General features: G+C 72.4%; 17 protein-coding genes. 8 read left to right on the top strand and 9 right to left on the bottom strand.

Annotation, left to right across the window (positions count from 1 at the left end):
* The 8 genes from NZH93_RS07815 to msrA all read left to right on the top strand — a co-directional run bounded on the left by NZH93_RS07815 (position 1) and on the right by msrA (position 9,028).
* Positions 1-1,044: an LLM class flavin-dependent oxidoreductase gene (locus tag NZH93_RS07815; RefSeq protein ID WP_259622272.1), complete on the top strand. Its 1,044-nt coding sequence runs from the start codon at positions 1-3 to the stop codon at positions 1,042-1,044.
* Positions 1,041-2,708, top strand: a complete 1,668-nt coding sequence (locus NZH93_RS07810; protein WP_259622271.1) for a DUF885 domain-containing protein — start codon at positions 1,041-1,043, stop codon at positions 2,706-2,708. The genes NZH93_RS07815 and NZH93_RS07810 overlap by 4 nt, the downstream gene beginning before the upstream one ends.
* Positions 2,709-2,869: 161 nt before the next feature.
* Positions 2,870-3,910 carry an iron-siderophore ABC transporter substrate-binding protein gene (locus tag NZH93_RS07805; protein ID WP_259622270.1) on the top strand — a complete coding sequence of 347 codons (1,041 nt, stop codon included), beginning with the start codon at positions 2,870-2,872 and terminating at the stop codon, positions 3,908-3,910.
* Positions 3,907-4,950: a FecCD family ABC transporter permease gene (locus NZH93_RS07800; protein WP_259622269.1), complete on the top strand. Its 1,044-nt coding sequence runs from the start codon at positions 3,907-3,909 to the stop codon at positions 4,948-4,950. The genes NZH93_RS07805 and NZH93_RS07800 overlap by 4 nt, the downstream gene beginning before the upstream one ends.
* On the top strand, positions 4,947-5,978 hold the full coding sequence (locus NZH93_RS07795) for a FecCD family ABC transporter permease (protein ID WP_259622268.1): 1,032 nt from the start codon (positions 4,947-4,949) through the stop codon (positions 5,976-5,978). The genes NZH93_RS07800 and NZH93_RS07795 overlap by 4 nt, the downstream gene beginning before the upstream one ends.
* Positions 5,975-6,793: an ABC transporter ATP-binding protein gene (locus NZH93_RS07790; RefSeq protein ID WP_259622267.1), complete on the top strand. Its 819-nt coding sequence runs from the start codon at positions 5,975-5,977 to the stop codon at positions 6,791-6,793. Before NZH93_RS07795 ends, NZH93_RS07790 begins: the two co-directional genes overlap by 4 nt.
* A 30-nt stretch (positions 6,794-6,823) precedes the next feature.
* A complete protein-coding gene (locus NZH93_RS07785) occupies positions 6,824-8,281 on the top strand; it encodes a carboxylesterase/lipase family protein (RefSeq protein ID WP_259622266.1) in 1,458 nt (485 codons plus the stop codon).
* A gap of 249 nt (positions 8,282-8,530) precedes the next feature.
* The gene (gene msrA, locus NZH93_RS07780; RefSeq protein WP_259622265.1) at positions 8,531-9,028 is read left to right on the top strand and encodes a peptide-methionine (S)-S-oxide reductase MsrA; all 498 of its coding nucleotides are present in this window, start codon (positions 8,531-8,533) and stop codon (positions 9,026-9,028) included.
* A 61-nt stretch (positions 9,029-9,089) separates the two neighbouring features.
* Here msrA and NZH93_RS07775 read toward each other — a convergent pair whose 3' ends face one another.
* The 9 genes from NZH93_RS07775 to NZH93_RS07735 form a co-directional block, all read right to left on the bottom strand.
* The gene (locus tag NZH93_RS07775) at positions 9,090-10,529 is read right to left on the bottom strand and encodes a flavin monoamine oxidase family protein (protein WP_259622264.1); all 1,440 of its coding nucleotides are present in this window, start codon (positions 10,527-10,529) and stop codon (positions 9,090-9,092) included.
* A 42-nt stretch (positions 10,530-10,571) separates the two neighbouring features.
* Complete coding sequence (locus NZH93_RS07770) at positions 10,572-10,775, bottom strand: tautomerase family protein (protein WP_259622263.1); 204 nt, start codon at positions 10,773-10,775, stop codon at positions 10,572-10,574.
* Positions 10,757-11,197 (bottom strand): MerR family transcriptional regulator, encoded by a 441-nt coding sequence (locus NZH93_RS07765; protein WP_259622262.1) that lies wholly within the window; start codon positions 11,195-11,197, stop codon positions 10,757-10,759. Before NZH93_RS07765 ends, NZH93_RS07770 begins: the two co-directional genes overlap by 19 nt.
* Positions 11,198-11,207: 10 nt before the next feature.
* Positions 11,208-13,499, bottom strand: coding sequence for an ATP-binding cassette domain-containing protein (locus tag NZH93_RS07760; RefSeq protein WP_259622261.1), 2,292 nt, complete (start codon positions 13,497-13,499; stop codon positions 11,208-11,210).
* A 114-nt stretch (positions 13,500-13,613) separates the two neighbouring features.
* Positions 13,614-15,407, bottom strand: a complete 1,794-nt coding sequence (locus tag NZH93_RS07755) for a gamma-glutamyltransferase family protein (protein WP_308214178.1) — start codon at positions 15,405-15,407, stop codon at positions 13,614-13,616.
* A 22-nt stretch (positions 15,408-15,429) separates the two neighbouring features.
* Positions 15,430-16,302: a PhzF family phenazine biosynthesis protein gene (locus NZH93_RS07750; RefSeq protein WP_259622260.1), complete on the bottom strand. Its 873-nt coding sequence runs from the start codon at positions 16,300-16,302 to the stop codon at positions 15,430-15,432.
* Complete coding sequence (locus tag NZH93_RS07745) at positions 16,299-17,198, bottom strand: LLM class flavin-dependent oxidoreductase (RefSeq protein ID WP_259622259.1); 900 nt, start codon at positions 17,196-17,198, stop codon at positions 16,299-16,301. The genes NZH93_RS07750 and NZH93_RS07745 overlap by 4 nt, the downstream gene beginning before the upstream one ends.
* 9 nt (positions 17,199-17,207) lie before the next feature.
* A complete protein-coding gene (locus NZH93_RS07740; RefSeq protein ID WP_259622258.1) occupies positions 17,208-18,164 on the bottom strand; it encodes a 3-methyl-L-tyrosine peroxygenase-related protein in 957 nt (318 codons plus the stop codon).
* Entirely contained in the window at positions 18,161-18,661 is a 501-nt protein-coding gene (locus NZH93_RS07735; RefSeq protein WP_259622257.1) for a VOC family protein, read from the bottom strand. Before NZH93_RS07735 ends, NZH93_RS07740 begins: the two co-directional genes overlap by 4 nt.
* Positions 18,662-18,727 lie beyond the last annotated feature (66 nt).

Raw genomic sequence — 18,727 nt, 5'->3', positions numbered from 1 at the left:
GTGGACCTCAGCCTCTTCTACTTCGCCAACGACAACTGCTCGCTGGACACCGACCGCTACGAACTCCTGCTCTCCGGGGCGAGGTTCGCCGACGCCAACGACTTCACCGCCGTGTGGACGCCGGAGCGCCACTTCCACGCCTTCGGCGGCATCTACCCGAACCCGGCCGTGACCGGCGCGGCCATCGCGGCCGTGACCAGTCGGGTCGGGATCCGCGCGGGCAGCGTGGTCTCGCCGCTGCACCACCCGCTGCGGATCGCCGAGGAGTGGTCGGTGGTCGACAACCTGTCCGGCGGCCGGGTCGGCATCTCGCTGGCCTCCGGCTGGCACGCGTCGGACTTCGTGCTGCGCCCGGAGAACTACGACGACCGGCGGCAGGTCGTCCTCGACCACGTCGACCAGATCCGGCGGTTGTGGCGCGGGGACAGCATGTCCGCGCTCGACGGCGCGGGCGGCACCAGCGAGGTGCGGATCTTCCCGCCGCCGGTCCAGCGCGAGCTGCCGATCTGGGTGACCAGCGCGGGCGGCGTCGACACGTTCCGCAACGCGGGCCGGATCGGTGCCGGGCTGCTCACCCACCTGCTCGGCCAGGACGTGGACGACCTGGCGGAGAAGATCGCCGAGTACCGCAAGGCCTCGGCCGAGCAGGGTTTCCCCGGTCACGTCGTGCTGATGGTGCACACGTTCCTCGGCGACGACGAGGACGAGGTGCGCGAGGTGGTGCGCGAGCCGATGTCGAACTACCTGCGCAGCTCGATCAACCTGCTGCTGGGCTCGCGGCTGGCCGGAGCGAGGAAGATCGACCCGGCGAAGCTCCGGGAGTCCGAAGTGGACTTCCTCGTCCGGCGGTCCTTCGACCGGTACTACGACGACGGCGGCCTGCTCGGCACCGTGCCCAAGGCGGTGCGGGCCGTGGAGAGGGCGCGGGACATCGGCGTCGACGAGATCGCCTGCCTGATCGACTTCGGGGTGGACACCAAGCGCGTGCTGGCCGGTCTCGCCCGCCTGAACGAACTCCGACTCCTGGTGAGGAATACCGCATGAACGTCAACGCGCTGTCCGACCGGTATGTCGCCGAGTTCGCCGCGCTCGACCCGTTGACCGGCAGCTACCTCGGCGTCCCCGGCCACGACGAGCACATGACCGACTTCTCGCCGGAGGGCTACGCGGCGCGCGGCGAGCTGCGGGCCCGCACGCTGCGCGAGATCGCGACCGCCCCGGCCGCCGACGCGGCGGAGGAACTCGCCAGGGAGGTGTTCACCGAACGGGTGGGCACCGAACTCGCCCTGCACGAGGCCGGGCTCGACGAGGCGTGCGTCAACACGATCAACAGCCCGATCCAGGAGATCCGGCTGACCTTCGACCTGATGTCGTCCGAGACCGCGGAGGACTGGGAGAAGATCGCCAAGCGGATGGCGAAGGTGCCGGACGCGCTGACGGGTCTCGGCGCGTCGCTGACGCGGGCGCTCGGGCGCGGGACCTCCACCTCCGCTCGGCAGTTGGTCGCGGTCGCCGCGCAGTGCGAGACGTGGTCGGGCCGGTCGGGCACCGAGTCGTTCTTCACCACGTTCGTCGGCGGCGCGGCAGGCGTCGTGGGCCCGGCCCTGCTCGCCGAGTTGGAGGTCAACGCGAAGGCGGCGACCGCGGCGTTCGCCGAGTTCGCGGACCACCTGCACGGGATCGCCCCCCGAGCGCCCGAACGCGACGGCGTCGGCCCGGACATCTACGCGCTGTGGTCGCGGCAGTTCCTCGGCGCGCGGATCGACCTGATCGCGGCCTACGAGTGGGCGTGGGACGACTTCGCCCGCGTCGAACGGGAGATGCGCGAGGTGGCGGGCCGGATCAAGCCGGGCGCGTCGGTCGCCGAGGTCGCGGCCCTGCTGGACGCCGATCCCCGCCACCACGTGGAAGGCCGCGCGCAGTACGGCGCGTGGATGCAGAAGCTCAGCGACGAGGCGCTCCAGGACCTGCGCGGTGTCCACTTCGACATCCCGGACGAGCTGATGCGCTTCGAGGTGCGGGAGGCCCCGCCCGGCGGGACGATCGGCCAGTACTACGCGGCGCCGACCGACGACTTCTCCCGGCCGGGCAGCACCTGGTGGATCGCGCCCGCCGACCGGACCGTGTTCCCGACCTGGCGGCACGTCTCGCGGCTGTACCACGAGGGCGTGCCGGGCCACCACCTCCAGCTCGGAACCGCCGTGTACCAGGCGAAGCGGCTCAACAAGTACCAGCGGCTGCTCGCGTTCGCCTACGGCCACGGCGAGGGCTGGGCCCTGTACGCGGAACGGTTGATGCGCGACCTCGGCTACATCAGCTCCGACGGTGACGTCCTCGGCACGCTCAGCGAGGAGCTGTACCGCTCCGCGCGGGTGATCCTCGACATCGGCCTGCACCTGGGGCTCGCGATCCCCAAGGGCACGGGGTTCCACGAGGGCGAGAGGTGGACGCCCGCGCTGGCGGTGGAGTTCTTCCTCAGCCGCACCACGGTGCGCGAGGAGGAGTCTCGGGGTCAGGTGGACCGCTACCTGGGCTGGCCCGCGCAGGCGACGTCGTACAAGCTCGGTGAGCGCCTGTGGCTCGAGGCCATCGGTGACGCCCGCGCGCGGCACGGTTCGGCGTTCGACCTCAAGCGGTTCCACATGCGGGCCCTGGAAATGGGGTCCATGGGGCTGGACACGCTGGGGGTGCGGCTGGCGGCGCTCTGACGACCGCTCCCGCGGGCTCCCGCCGTCGCGTGGCGACGCGGCCGGTGGAGATCCGCGGGAGCGGGTTTCAGATCACAGAGGACGGATCTTCCCCGCTTGCCTACCCGTAACTTAGGTTAGGCTAAGCATGCTCCCGTGCTCTGATGAAAGAGGTTCGTCCCGTGCGTACACGCCGCCTACGAGTCGGGGCCGTCGTCGCTGTCGCCGTGCTGGCCCTCAGCGCCTGTTCGTCCACGAGCGGGACCGGCGGTGGTGACGCCGGTGCCGGCCAGTCCTCCACCGGTGACTCGTTCCCCGTCACCGTCGAGCACGCGCTCGGGAAGACCACGATCCCCAAGAAGCCCGAGCGGATCGCCACCGTCGCGTGGGCCAACCACGAGGTGCCGCTCGCGCTGGGCATCGTGCCCGTGGGCATGGCCAAGGCCAACTTCGGCGACGACGACACCGACGGCCTGCTGCCGTGGGTCGCGGCGAAGCTCAAGGAGCTCAACGCCCCCACGCCGGTGCTGTTCGACGAGACCGACGGCATCGACTTCGAAGCCGTGTCCGACACCCGGCCCGACGTCATCCTGGCCCCGTACTCCGGGCTCACGCCGGAGGACTACAAGACCCTGAGCGAGATCGCCCCCGTGGTGGCCTACCCCAAGGCGGCCTGGGCGACGCCGTGGCGCGAGAGCATCACTTTGAGCAGCAAGGCGATCGGCCGCTCCGCCGACGGGCAGAAGGTGATCGCCGACATCGAGAAGCAGATCTCCGACGTCAAGGCGAAGTACCCGCAGATCCAGGGCAAGTCGACGATGTTCATGACCCACTTCGACACCACGGACCTGAGCCAGGTCGGCTTCTACACCACGCACGACACCCGCACGGAGTTCTTCCTGGACCTCGGCATGACCACGCCGGGCAGCATCGCCAAGGCCTCGGAGGGCACCGACAAGTTCGCCCTCGAGCAGAGCGCGGAGCAGATCGACGCCTTCGACGACGTGGACATCGTCGTCGGCTACGGCGACGCCGAGGTGGGCCGCGTCCTGGCCGCCGACCCGCTGCTGTCCAAGCTGCGCGCGGTGTCCAACGGTTCGGTCGTCATGCTGCCCGGCACCTCGCCCGCGGGCACCGCGGCCAACCCGACGCCGATGTCGGTGTCGTGGGTGCTGGACGAGTACGCGAGCCAGCTCGCCGCCGCGGCCGACAAGGTCAAGTGAGCACGTCGACCGACCGCGCGACCACGGGTGCCGCCACCGCGCGGCACCCTGGTCGCGTTCGGACCTCCTGGCTGCTCATCGTGTTCGGCGTCCTGCTCGCGTCCGTCGTCGCGTCCGTGGTGGCCGGCGCGCGCGACGTCGGCGTGGCCGACGTCCTCGCCGGGGTGAGCGGCACCCGCGACACGCTGGCGCAAGCCGCTGTCTCGCAACGGGTCCCGCGCACGGTGCTGGCCGTGCTGGTCGGCGCGTCGCTGGGGGTGGCCGGGGTCGTCATGCAGGGCGTGACCCGCAACCCGCTGGCGGACCCCGGCATCCTCGGGGTGAACACGGGCGCCTCACTCGCCGTCGTGACCGGCATGGTCTCGTTCGGACTGGTCGGTGCGACCTCCCACATCTGGGTCGCCATCCTCGGCGCGGCGACGGCCGCGGTGTTCGTCTACGCCATCGGCTCACTCGGCCGCGGCGGTCCCACCCCGCTCAAGCTCGCCCTCGCGGGCTCGGTGACGTCGGCCGCGCTCGGGTCGCTGATCAGCGCGGTGGTGCTCGCGCGCAACGACATCTCGGAGACGTTCCGCTCCTGGTACGTCGGCGGGGTCGGCGGCGCTTCGTTCGACCGGATCTCGCTGGTGCTGCCGTTCCTCGTGGTCGGCACGGTCCTGTGCCTGGCCACCGCGCGCGGGCTGAACTCGTTGGCGCTGGGCGACGACCTGGCCGCCGGTCTCGGCGAACGGGTCGCGCTCATCCGGCTCGGCGCCTCGGTCGGGGCCGTGGTGCTGTGCGGCGCGGCCACCGCGGTGGCGGGCCCCATCGGGTTCGTCGGCCTGGTCGTCCCGCACCTGTGCAGGCTGCTGATCGGGGTCGACCACCGCTGGCTGCTGCCGTTCTCCGCGCTGGGCGGCGCGGTGCTGCTCACCTCCGCCGACGTCGTCGGCAGGCTGGTGACCCGACCGGAGGAGATCGACGTCGGCATCATCACCGCGCTCGTCGGGGCGCCGTTCTTCATCTGGATCGTCCGACGGCAGAAGGTCCGTGCCCTGTGAGCGCCACCGTCGACCTCGTCGTGCGCACGAGGGTCCACCAGTCCCGACGGCGTCGCACCGTGATCGCGGTGCTGGGCGCGCTGGTCCTCGCGGCCGTGGCGACGTCGCTCATGGTCGGCCAGCGGTTCTACCCGCCCGCCGACGTGCTCGCCGTGGTCCTCGGCGAGCAGGTGCCGGGCGCGTCGTTCACCGTGGGGAGGCTGCGGCTGCCGCGCGCGGTGCTGGCGATGCTGGTCGGGCTCTGCTTCGGCGTCGGCGGCGTGACCTTCCAGACGATGCTGCGCAACCCGTTGGCCAGCCCGGACGTCATCGGCATCAGCGTCGGCGCGAGCGCCGCCGCCGCGTTCGCGATCGTCTCGCTCTCGCTGTCCGGCGCCGCCGTCGAGGTGTTCGCCATCGTCGCGGGGCTGGGCGTCGCGCTGCTCATCTACCTGCTGTCCTATCGCGGCGGTGTCGCGGGCACCCGGCTCGTCCTCATCGGCATCGGCATGGCCGCGATGCTCACCAGCGTGATCAACTGGATCCTCGACGGCGCGGGCAACTGGGACCTCCAGCAGGCGCTGCGGTGGCTCACCGGCAGCCTCAACGGCGTCGCCTGGTCCGACGTGGTCCCGGTCCTGTGCGCCGGGGTCGTCCTCGGTCCGGTGCTGCTGGCCCAGACCCGCCGACTCGCCACCATGCAGCTCGGTGACGACGCCGCCTCGGCGCTCGGCGTGCGCCTCGACCTCACCAGGATCGTCGTGATCGTCTCCGCGGTCGGGTTGATCTCGTTCGCGACGGCGGCGACCGGGCCGATCGCGTTCGTGGCGTTCCTGTCCGGGCCGATCGCCGCCAGGCTGGTCGGGCCGAGCGGGTCGCTGATGGTCCCGGCGGCACTGGTCGGCGCGCTGCTGGTGCTCGTGGCGGACTTCAGCGGCCAGTTCCTGCTCGGCGCGCGGTACCCGGTCGGCGTCGTCACCGGGGTGCTCGGTGCGCCCTACCTGATCTACCTCATCGTCCGCACCAACCGGGCCGGAGGCTCGCTGTGACCACCACCCACGCCCTCGCCGTGGAGGAGCTGACCATCGGCTACGGCGACCGCGCGGTCATCACCTCGCTCGACCTGGTGATCCCGCCCGGCGAGATCACCGCGATCGTCGGCGCCAACGCGTGCGGCAAGTCGACGCTGCTGCGCTCCATGTCCCGCCTGCTCGCGCCGAAGGCGGGCCGGGTGCTGCTCGACGGCAAGCTCGTGCACCGCACCCCGGCCAAGGAACTGGCCCGCGTCCTGGGCCTGCTCCCGCAGTCGCCGCTGGCGCCCGAGGGCATCACGGTCACCGAGCTGGTCGGTCGGGGCCGCCACCCGCACCAGGGCATCCTGACCCGGTGGCGCAGGGAGGACGACGAGGCCGTGGCGGCGGCGCTGGACGCGACCTCGACCGCCGACCTCGCCGACCGCTCCGTCGACGAGCTGTCCGGCGGCCAGCGCCAGCGGGTCTGGATCGCCATGGTGCTGGCCCAGCAGACCGACCTGCTGCTGCTGGACGAGCCCACCACGTTCCTGGACGTGAGCCACCAGATCGAGGTGCTGGACCTGCTGACCGACCTCAACCGGACCCGCGGCACGACCATCGTGATGGTGCTGCACGACCTGAACCTGGCCGCGCGCTACGCCGACCACCTCGTCGCGCTGGCCGACGGCGGCCTGTACGCGGCGGGCACGCCGGAGGAGGTGCTGACCGCGGACGGCGTGCGCGCGACGTTCGGCCTGGAGTGCCGGATCATCGAGGACCCCGTGTCCGGCAAGCCGCTCATGGTGCCGGTGGGCAAGCACCACACCGCGGCGGTCGGGAAGGCGGGCTGAGCGCTCCAGGAACAGGAAGGCCCGAACAGCATGACGTCGTCGACCACGGCCAGGACGTCCAGCGGTCTGCTGCGCGGCACCCGTGAGGACGGTGTCGACCGCTACCTCGGCGTCCCGTACGCGGCCGCGCCCGTCGGTGAGCTGCGGTTCGCGGAACCGGCGCCCGCGCCCGCCTGGGACGGCGTGCGCGACGCGACCGCGATGGGGCCGACGGCGCCGCAGACCCCGTACGGCCCCGCCACCGCGAAGTTCGTCGCCAACGTCATCGACCCCGGCGACGACTACCTGAACGTCAACGTGTGGACGCCCGCCGACGCGCGCGACCGGCCCGTCCTGGTGTGGGTGCACGGCGGGTCGTTCGCCCACGGCTCCAACGCGCTCGACGGCTACGACGGCACCGCCTTCGCGCGCGACGGCGTCGTCTTCGTCAGCGTGAACTACCGGCTCGCCTCCGAGGGCTTCTCCGTGCTCGACGGCGCGCCGCTCAACCTCGGCCTCCGCGACGTCGCCGCCGCGCTGCGCTGGGTCCGCGCCGAGATCGCCGCCTTCGGGGGCGACCCCCGCACCGTGACGGCCTTCGGCGAGTCCGCGGGCGCCGGGGCGCTGGGCACGCTGCTCGCGAGCCCCGGCGCGGCCGAGCTGTTCGACCGGGTGATCCTCCAGAGCGGCGCGCCGGGCGCCACCGAGCCGAAGACCGCCGGGCGCGTCACCAGGAAGATCGCCCGCACGTTGGGCATCCCCGCGACCCGAGCGGCGTTCGTCGGCACCGAACCGGTGCGGCTGCTGGAGGCCGAGGCGGCGGTCACGGCGGGCACCACGCCGATTACCGGCGGCCTCGGGTTCGGCCCGGCGATCGGCGACGACGTCGTCCCCGCTGCGCCGCTGGAGGCGATCCTCGCGGGCGCGGGCGACACGATCCCGGTCGTGCTGGGCTGGAACGCCGACGAGGCCCGGCTCTGGCTGGTGCCCTCCGGCCTCGTCGACCGGTTCAGCCGCGTCCTGTTCGCCGCCGTGCGCCTGCGGTTCCGCGTCGGTCGCCGCGTCCTGCGCGCCTACCGCGCGGCCCACCCGCAGGCGGGCCGTGGCGAGCTGTTCGGCCACCTCGCCACGGACATCGTCCTGCGGCTGCCGTTCCACCGCGTCGCCGACGCCCGCCTCGAACGCCGGGCAGCGCCGACCTACGTCTACGAGTTCGCGTGGCAGAGCCCGGTCGCGGACCTGCGGGCCGCGCACGTGATGGAGATCGGCTTCGTCTTCGACCGGTTGCGGTCGCCCGACTGGACGGCGCTCACCGGCCCCGACGCACCGCAGCGCCTGGCCGACGAGGTGCACGCGGCCTGGGTGCGCTTCGCCTCGACCGGCGACCCCGGATGGACGGCGTGGAGCCGCGAACGCCCCGTGAACGTCTTCGACGAACCGGTGTCCGCCGTGGTCGACGCGCCTCGGGACACCGAACTCGCGTCGTGGCGCAAGCGCTCCCACGACTAGGCACGACGGCACCGGAGCAGGCGGCCTCGGCCTTCACCCGAACAGGCATCCCGGAGCCGCCCCTCACCCGGCGCACCCCGCGGTTGTGGCACAGTGGCGTGCTGTGCGTCGTCGTTCCGCTACCCAGGCGCCACCCCCTCGTCGCCGCGCACGGCGAGCCCGTAATGGACACGTCACAACTCGGCGGGGATGAACGGCCCCCTCCCGGACGTTCTCCTGGGTGAAACACCGAGCAGAGGAGTTATCACCGTGACGGAGAAGGCTGTTCTCGCGGGCGGCTGCTTCTGGGGCATGCAGGACCTGTTCCGCCGCCACCCCGGCGTCGTGTCGACCCGCGTCGGCTACACCGGCGACCCTGGCACGCCCAACGCCACGTACCGCCGCCACGGCAACCACGCCGAGGCCATCGAGATCGTGTTCGAGCCCGAGGAGCTGAGCTACCGGCAGATCCTGGAGTACTTCTTCCAGATCCACGACCCGTCGACCCGCAACCGCCAGGGCAACGACATCGGTGCCGGGTACCGGTCGGCGATCTTCTACGAGACCGACGGGCAGAAGCAGGTGGCCGAGGCGACCATCGCCGACGTCGACGCCTCCGGCAAGTGGCCGGGCAAGGTCGTGACCGAGGTGGCCCAGGCGAGCGCGTTCTGGGAGGCCGAGCCGGAGCACCAGGACTACCTGGAGCGCATCCCGAACGGCTACACGTGCCACTACGTGCGGCCGGAGTGGCAGCTCGGCGAGCGCTGATCGGTCGAGGGCGGGCCCTCGCCGCGTTCCGCTTCGGACCGCGGCGGGGGCCCGCCTCGTCCTACGACGCGCGGTCCAGCTCCAGGACCGTGCGCGCGGCTGATTCCAGCGCGAACGTCATCGAGCCGCCGTTGGGCTCGAAGCCCGTGTGCTCACCCGCGAAGTGGACGCGCCCCTCGGGGCGGCGGATGATCGGCATCAGCTTCTCGTGGCCGACCTCGGGGAGGATGTACGAGCCCTCGACGTGCGGCTGCCGGTCCCACGCCACCGAGGTGCCGAGTTCGAAGTGCTCGCGGGTGCCGGGCAGCACCTGCTCGACCTGGTCGAGCGCGAAGGCGACCCGCTCCTCGTCGGTCATCGCGGCGATGGTCCGCGCGCGCCAGCCGGTCAGCAGGCATTCGAGGATCTTGCGCGGGCCGTCGTTGTGCGGGGTGGCGTCGCGCAGCCAGCGGACCGGCAGGTCGGTGGAGAAGCTGACCGCGTCACCCTGCCAGAACCGCTTCCGCACCTGGAGGTAGACGCGCACGATCGAGGAGTACTTCAGCGTGCGCATGACCTCGATCTTGTCGGCGGGCAGCGCGGCCTCGCCGAAGTCGATGTGCCGGATCGCGCTGAACGGCACCGTGACGACGACGCGGTCGGCGGTGATGGTCCGCGGGCTGCCGTGCTCCAGGAACGTCACCTCGGCCGACTCGGCGTCCTGGCGGACGCGGACGACCGGCTTGCGGTAGTGGATCCGGTCGCGCAGCCGGTCCGCGAACGCGTACGGGAGCCGGTCGGTGCCGCCCTTGATCTTCGACCACCTCGGGTCGGCGTTCGTGAGGGCGTGCGGGCTCGCCTCGTGCCGCAGCCACGCCAGCGCGGACGCGGACTTCAGGTCGCCGCCCCGCATCTCCAGGAACATCGGCTCCATCAGGTCGATCGCCATCGGGGACGCGCCGTGCTCGCGCAGCACCTCGTACACCGACCGCTGGTCGTACGGCGCCAGCCTCGGCGTGCACCGCCACTCCTCGGCGCCCAGGTCGGGCTGGAGTTCGTCGGCCAGGCCGGTGACATAGCGCTTCACCATGCCCGGCACGTCGAGGTGCAACTCCTCCTCGGTCAGCGGCAGTCCCGACGTCGCGATGGACTCGCGGTCCGGCCGCAGGAACCGTCCGCGCAGGTAGTACGCGAACTCCGTGTCCAGCAGGTCGGCGGTGTCCAGTTCGACGCCCAGCTCACGGGTGTAGTGCATGACGTAGTGGCAGTGCGGCGTCACGGTCATCGCGCCCGCCTCGACGTGCATCCCGTCCGCGAACGGCTGCCGCAGGGTGTACGCCCGGCCACCCGGCCGGTCCGAGGCCTCCAACACGGTCACGTCGCACCCGCGCCCGGCCAGCTCGTAGGCCGTGGCCAGCCCCGCCAGCCCCGCTCCCACGACGACGACCCGCCGCGGCGGTCGGAGACCGGGAAGGCCGCCCTCCAGTTCGCGGCGCACCTCTGCCTGTGTCGGCTCTCGCACGATCGTTCACCCCTTTCGTCTCCCCGCGGTGGTCGCCGGGATCTAGCGCTCGCCCGCGGCCCGCAGCCGCGCCATCGACTCGCCGCCGACGAACCAGTGGTCCGGTTCGCACTCGGTGACCGTCACCCGGATGACGTCCCGCGCCACCCCGAGCGCCTCCGAGGCGGCGGTGGTGAGCGCGGCGCCGAGCGCGGCGATCTCGTGCTCGCTGCGTCCTTTCAGGACGGTCACGTGGATCTGCGGCACGGTGGTGCTCCTGTCCCGCCGGTCAGCCGTTCCACCCGTTCGCGCAGTTCCCGCGCGCAGCGGGGGCAGGTCAACTGGTCGGCGTGCTCGTGGTGGATGTGGTGGCGCAGCAGGCGCAGCGCCGCTGCCGACCGGTCCGCGTGCGCCTCCAGCTCCGGAACGGTCTGCTCGGCCAGCAGCCGCGCGCCGGGGCGCGGTGCCGGGTCGACCAGCCTGCGCACGGCGTCGAGGCTGAGCAGACCGCCCTCGACGTAGGTCCGCACCAGCGCCAGCCTGCGCAGGTCGTCCTGGTCGAAGTGCCTGCGACCGTTGAGCCGGTGGGTGGTCAGCAGGCCTTCGTCCTCGTAGTACCGCAGCGCCGAGACGCGCATGCCGAACCACGCGGCCACCCGGCCGATGGGAACGAGCCCGTCCTCAGCCATGCCGCCTCCCTCAGGAGTACTTGTCCAGGTCCTCTGCCAGGCACCGCGCGGTGTGCGAGCCCTTGGCCCGCAGCAGGTCCTCCGGCGTGCCCTCGAACACGACCTCGCCGCCGTGCCTGCCAGCCTCGGGGCCGAGGTCGACGATCCAGTCGGAGTGGCGCACCACGTCCATGTCGTGCTCGATGACGATCACCGTGTTGCCCGCGTCCACCATCCGGTCCAGCAGGCCGAGCAGCCGGTCGACGTCGTCCATGTGCAGCCCGGTGGTGGGCTCGTCCAGCACGTACACGGTGCCGGTGTCGCGCAGCCTGGTGGCCAGCTTGAGCCGCTGGCGCTCACCACCGGACAGGGTGGACAGCGGCTGCCCCAGCGTCAGGTAGCCGAGGCCGACCTCCGACAGCAGCGCCAGCTTCCCGGCGACGGCGGCCTCGTCGGCGAAGAACTCCGCGGCGTCGTCGGTGGTCATCGCCAGCACGTCGGCGATGGTCTTGCCGCGCAGCTCGTGCGCCAGCGCCTCCGGCCGGTACCTGCTGCCCTCGCAGGTCTCGCAGGTCGTGGTGACCGGATCGAGGTAGGCCAGGTCGGTCTGGATGACACCGCGCCCCTTGCACTGCGGGCACCCGCCGGTGGAGTTGAAGCTGAACAGCCCGGCGTCCTCGCCGCTCGCCGCGGCGAACAGCGCCCGGATCGGGTCCATGACCTCCAGGTAGGTGGCGGGCGCCGACCGCGGCGAGAGGCCGAGTGCGGACTGGTCGACGACGACCGCGTCCGGGTGCTGCCGCGGCAGCACCTTGGACACCAGGGTGCTCTTGCCGGAGCCCGCCACGCCGGTGACGGTCGTCAGGACGCCGGTGGGGAAGTCGACCGAGATGTTCTTGAGGTTGTGCAGGTCGGCCTTCGCCACCGGCAGCGCGCCGGTCGCCTCGCGGAACCCCGGTTTCAGGCCCGGCACCGAGCGCATCCGCCTGCCGGTGGCCGTGGCCGCCCTCTTCAGCCCGGCCACCGTGCCCTCGAAGACGACCTCGCCGCCCGCCGTGCCCGCGCCGGGCCCCATGTCGACCACGTGGTCGGCGATCTCCACGACGTCCCGGTCGTGCTCGACGACCAGCACCGTGTTCCCCTTGTCCCGCAACGCGAGCAGCAGCTCGTTGAGGCGGTGGACGTCACGCGGGTGCAGGCCGACGCTCGGCTCGTCGAAGATGAACGTGAGGTCGGTCAGGCTGCTGCCCAGGTGGCGCACCGTCTTCAGGCGCTGGCCCTCGCCGCCGGACAGCGTCGGCGTCTCGCGGTCGAGCGTGAGGTACCCCAGCCCGATGCCGGAGACCCGTTTCAACGCGGCCAGCGCCGCGCGCACGATCGGCTTGGCGGCGGGCACGTCCAGGCCCTCCAGCACCCCGATCAGCTCGTCGACCTCCAGCCGGGCGAGGTCGGCGATGGAGTGCCCGGAGATCTTCGACCTCAACGCGTCCCGGTTCAGCCTGCCGCCGCGGCACACCGGGCACGGGCCCGCGGTGACGACCTGTTCCACGGCCTCGCGCTCGCGCTCGTTGAGCGAGTCGAGGCCCTTCTTGAGGTAGCGGCGGGTGAAGCGGGTGACGACGCCCTCGTACTCGTTCTTGTAGACGCCGTTGCGCCCGGCCCGGTCGACCTTGAACCCGCTGCCGTGCAGGAGCTTCTCGCGGTCGGCCTTGCTGAACTTCCCCACGGGCTTGTCCGGGTCGAACAGGCCGGACTCCGCGTAGAGCTGCCACTGGAAGGTGCCCTTGGCGAAGGTGGGGAACCGGATCGCGCCCTCGTTGAGGCTGGCCGCGTCGTCGATCAGCGCGTCGAGGTCCAGCGCGGTGGTGCGGCCCAGCCCCTCGCACTCCGGGCACATGCCCTGCGGGTCGTTGAAGGAGAACTTCGTCGACGGGCCCGCGGTGGGCTTGCCGTGGCGGGAGAACAGCACCCGCAGCACGGGGTTGATGTCGGTCATCGTGCCGACCGTGGACCGGGAGTTGCCGCCGACCGGCTTCTGGTCCACCACGATCGCCGTGGACAGGTTCTCCACCACCTCGGCGTCCGGGCGCTCGTAGCGGGGCAGCCGGTTGCGGATGAACGTCGGGAACGACTCGTTGAGCTGGCGCTGCGACTCGACCGCGATGGTGCCGAACACCACCGACGACTTGCCGGAGCCGGACACGCCGGTGAAGACGGTCAGCTTGCCCTTGGGGATGCGCAGGGAGACGTTCTTGAGGTTGTTCTCCCTCGCGTTGCCCACCACGATGTGCCCGCCGGAGCGGGCGTCGCGCCTGCCGCTCATCCCGTCCACCTCCCGCACTCCCAGATGGTTGCCATGTGGAAATCATAAATCGGCTCGACCGGTCCCGCCACCCGGCGGAGCGGCACTCCACGAATCCCGGTGGGGTCGAATGGTTCACTTGACGATCGCGTACGCCTGGTTCCCCCTCGGACTGGCCGCGGCCAGGACCAGGTCGTCATCGGTACGCCCGGTGACGCACACCTTGCCCAGCGTGTACGGCTCCGCCTCCTGGACCTCGTGACCCCGGCGCCGCAGCTCGGCCAGCACGGCCTCGTCGCGGCCGGACTCCGTGACCAGGGACAACGGCCGGGCGGAGCGCGGGCTGAACGACGAGGGGGCGTGGTCGGTGTGGAAGGCGACCGCCTCCACGGCCTCCTGCGGGCTCATCCCGAAGTCCACGTGGTTGACGAAGAAGTTCAGCGTCCACTGGTCCTGCTGGTCGCCGCCGGGGGTGCCGAACGCCAGGTAGGGCTTGCCGTCGCGCAACACGATCGTGGGGCTCAACGTGGTCCGCGGGCGCTTGCCGGGCGCCAGCGCGTTCGGGTGACCCTCCGCGAGCCACGCCATCTGGCCGCGGGTGCCCAGCGGGAACCCCAGGCCGGGGACCACCGGGGAGCTCTTCAGCCAGCCGCCGCTCGGCGTCGCCGACACCATGTTGCCCTCGACGTCGGTCGCGGTGACGCAGCACGTGTCGCCGCGGGCCGCCGTCCGCCGCACGACCGCGGGGATGCCGTCGTCGAGCTGCGCCAGCCACGCCGGGTCGTCCGCGGGCGCGACGTGGTCGGGCAGCGGCGGCAGGAACGGGTCGCGGCCGTCGGGGGAGCCGGGGCGCAGCGCGCCCGACGCGGCCTCGCCGACCAGCGCCCGCCGTTCGTCGGCGTACGCGCGGTCCAGCAGCGCCTTCAGCGGCACGTCGGCGTGCTCCGGGTCGCCGTACCACGCCTCCCGGTCGGCGAAGGCCAGCTTGGCGCACTCGACCACGGTGTGCAGGTGCTCCGCGCTGCCCGCGCCCATCCCCGCCAGGTCGAACCCCTCCAGCAGCGCCAGTTGCTGGAGGAACACCGGCCCCTGCGACCACGGGCCCGGCTTGTGGACGCTCAGGCCCCGGTAGTCCAGCGTCGCGGACTCCTCGATGGTGGGCTGCCACGCGGCCAGGTCGGCGCCGGTGATCAGGCCGCCGTTGCGCCGCCCGGTGGCGTCGGCGAGTTCCGCCGTGGTGGCGAACCGGTCGACGGCCTCGGCGACGAAACCCTCGTAGAACACGCGGTGCGCCGCGTCGATGCGGTGCTCCCGCGTGCCGCCCGCGGCCTGGGCCTCGGCCAGCAGCCTGCGGTAGGTCCCCGCGAGGTCGGGGTTGCGCACGCGCTGCCCCGGTCTGGGCGCGACGCCGTCGACCAGGTACGTCCGCCCGGACTCGGCCCACTCGTCGCGGAACAGCTCGGCCAGCGACCCGATCATCTCCGCCGCCTTGGGCAGGATCGGGTAGCCGTGCTCGGCGTAGTGCACGGCGGGCGCCAGCACGTCCGCCAGCGGGAGCCGCCCGTAGTCGCGGAGCAGCCGCAGCCACGCCCCGAACGCGCCGGGCACGCACGCGGCGAGCAGACCGGAGCCGGGCACGGCGGTGAGGCCGCGGTCCTGGAACTCGGGGATGGTGGCGCGGGCGGGCATCGGGCCCTGGCCGCACACCACCTCCACCTGGCCGGACCAGGCGCGGTGCACCATGATCGGCACGTCGCCCGCCGGGCCGTTGAGGTGGGGTTCGACCACCTGGATGACGAACGCGGTCGCGGTCGCCGCGTCGAAGGCGTTGCCGCCGAGGTCGAACATCGACATGCCCGCCGCCGAGGCGAGCCAGTGGGTGGAGGACACGGCGGACTGGGTGCCGCGCAGGTCGGGACGCAGGAGCACGATGGGTTCCTCTCGGGTGGGGCTAGGCGGGGACGGCGGCCGGGTCGGGCGACACCATGCGGCCGTGGGCGGCGGGCAGGACGACACCGGAGACCGCCGCCTCGACGACGCGGCCGTCCTCGACGTCCACGCGGCAGTCCAGTGTGGACGGTCGGCCCATCTCGACGCCCTGGCGCACGCGGTACCGGTGGCGCCCGTCGGTCGTGGGCAGCCAGCCGACCGACACCAGCCACACGCCGAGCCCGAGCGCGGCCGACGCGCACGCCGGGTCCTCCGGCATCCGGTAGCCGGGCGCGAACATCCGGGCGCGGGCGGTCCGCGCGGCCTGGTCCCAGGTGAACGCGAACAGGTCCGCCCGGTCGTTCCAGGCGTCCCGTTCCGGGTGCGCGCCCGCGAGCTGGAGCGACGACGAGTGCGCGGGCAGGTAGTGGAAGGCGGGCCCGAAGCCCGCGGCGGCCGCGAGCGCGGTCAGCTCGTCGGTCGGCAGGTCGCACGCCGCGGCGAGGTCGGCGGCGTCGAACGGAGTGGTCTCCAGCGGTCCGGTGGCCGTCAGCTCCGCGGTCCGCGCGGTGGCGTCCACGGGCAGCAGCCGGTCGCCGCACTGCTGCACCACCCTGCCCTCCGGCAGGGTCCCGGCGCGCACCAGCGCGCAGGCCGTGCCGACCGCGGAGTGACCGCCGAACGGCGATTCCCCGTGCGGGGTGAAGACCCGGACCCGGTGGGTGGCCGCCGGTGCCGTCGGCGGCAGCACGAACGCGGTCTCGGAGGTGCCGATCTCGCGGGCGACGGCGGCCATCGCCGGGTCGGACAGCCCGGCCGCGTCGGCGACGACCCCGAGCGCGCACCCGGTGAGGGGGCGGTCGGCGAACATGTCCACGACCTCGTAGTCGATCACCGCCTGCCTCCCGCCGCCACCGGCGCCAGGTCGTCGGCGATGTCGTCGAGCACGCGCTCGTCCCCCGCGTAGGGGAAACCCGGCCTCGGCCAGTGCACGACCAGGTCGGTGACGCCGATCTCCGCGCAGCGCCCCGCGGTGTCGCGCCACGACTCGACCGAGTCGAGGACACCGCCGACGGCCGCGCCCGCCAGCAGCAGCCTGCGCAGCGACGCCGGGTCGCGCCCCTCCGCGGCGCACGCGTCGTCGACGGCGCGCACCTGGCGCGCGATGTCGGGCAGCGCCTGCTCGTAGGGGCGCGCGTCGAACGTGCCGGGCGCGCCCGCGGTGATCCAGGTGTCGGCGTGCCGGGCGGCCAGGCGCATCCCGCGCGGCCCGGTCGCCGCGATGGCGAACGGCGTCCTGGGCCGCCGCACGCAGCCGGGGTTCATCGACACCTCGTCGAGCCGGTAGTGCTCGCCCGAGTACGACGTCTTCCGCTGGCGCAGCAGCAGATCGGTCACCTCGACGAACTCGGCGAACCGGTCGGCGCGCTGCCGGGGGGTGCGTTCGACCGGGTCGACGACCAGGTCGTCCACCGCTCCCGCTCCCGCGCCCAGCCCGCACACGAACCGGCCGTCGCTGATGTCGTCGAGCGCCATCACCTCCTTGGCGAACGGGACGGGGTGGCGGTAGGTGGGGGTCGCGACCATCGTGCCCAGCTCGATCCGCGAGGTCGCCGTGGCCGCGGCGGTCAGCGTCGGCACGGTGCCGAACCACGGCTCGTCCCGCAGCCAGCGCCACATGAGCTGGTCGTAGGTCCAGGCGTGGTCGAACCCGATCTCCTCGGCGCGCGTCCACCGCCGCCGGGCGTCCCGCCAGCGGTGTTCGGGCAGGATCACCACTCCGTGTCTCACTGTTCCTCCTCATCCCTCCGGCGCTGCCAGCGGTTCCAGGCCCGCCACCAGCGCGACCAGCCCGGTGACGATGTCGGTGAACCGCCGCTCGCAGTCCGCGACGTCGACCTGGTGGAACTCCCTCGGCAGGTCCGGCGAGTCGGCGTCCTGACCGGGGTAGAGGCCCTTGTCCGTCACGTCCAGCGCGATGGCCTTGAGCCTGCGCACGAGCTGCCGGGCGATCTCCTCCTCGCCGACGGGGGAGCGCAGGGTCATGAAGTAGTTGTCGTAGAGCACCGAGCGCATCTCGGGGTGCAGCAGCTTGGTCTCGACGGCCGTCTCCTGGAGCAGCGACCGGCCGCCGGGCACGAGCTTGGCTGCGATGCCCGCGTGCACGTCGTGGTACAGGCGCACCTGGCGGTTCAGCTCCTCGCCCGCCTCGCTGCCCGACCACGGGAAGCGCTTGCCGCGCAACAGCTTCCGCACCGGGACGAAGTCCGGGGCCCAGGTGCCGCTGAACCCGCGGTGCTGGAGGAACATGCTGGGGCGGATGACCTCGTGGTAGACCTCGTTCGGGCACGAGCTGGTGTAGAGCAGCATCGCGCTGTAGGCCTCGGTCAGCCTGCCCATCACCTCCAGGTTGCGCTCCTCGTCCCGGCCCTCCTCCACCTCGTGCAGGGCGCGCGCCAGGTACTGCCACACGGCGAACGTCGTCTGGTGGCCGGTGATCCAGCGGAACCAGTAGAGCTGGTGCGCCTGCTCGGAGTTGTCGAGCCCCGGCGCGGTGCGACGGCAGTCCGGCAGGGCGCCGAGTTCGTACCGCAGCTCGGCGGAGCCCTCGTCGACGGTGGTGCACTGGGGCCCGTCGCTCGCGTCCTTGACCAGCGGTTCGGGCAGGACCAGCGGCTCCAGGCCGTAGGGGAAGTCGCCGAAGTCCCAGCCCGCCCGCGTGGGCAGGTCGGCGAGGACGGCCGGTCCGCCGGTCACCGGTCGCCGCCGGGGACGTGGGTCAGCTCGAACTCCAGGCCGTTGACGTCCACCACGTAGCAGCTCAGCACGCCGTCGGAGTCCTCGACGACGTCGGTGGGCAGCTCGTCGGTGGCGAAGTGGTAGCGGCCCGACCCGTGCAGCTCCAGCCAGCGGTCGCGCCAGGCCGTGAGGTCCTCCGGCGACTCGACGGCGAGGCAGACGTGCTGGAACTGGCTCTTGTTGCCGCCGGGCGCGGTGTCGTCGGCGTCGTCGCGCTCGAACAGGTGGAACCGCAGGTCTCCCACCATGACCTCGGTCAGCCGGGTGATCCCCGGCAGCCTGCTCGTGGTCAGGTCGGAGAACCGGTCGAGGCTCCACTTCTCCTCGCAGCCGAAGTAGTCCCGGTACCACGCCGCGCAGTTCTCCAGGTCCCGCGTCTGGATGCCCAGGTGGTGCGTTCTCGGCGCGGGTGGCGCGACACCGGGCGGTGTCGTCGATAATGTGGATCCGGTCACGACAATTCCTCCTTCGACGTGGTGGGAATGTGTCTCTGTCATTCGATGGTATGCACGAATATGAAG

The sequence above is a fragment of the Umezawaea endophytica genome (assembly GCF_025061645.1).
Taxonomy (GTDB): Bacteria; Actinomycetota; Actinomycetes; order Mycobacteriales; family Pseudonocardiaceae; genus Umezawaea; species Umezawaea endophytica.
This window is presented reverse-complemented; position numbering and strand designations above follow the sequence as displayed.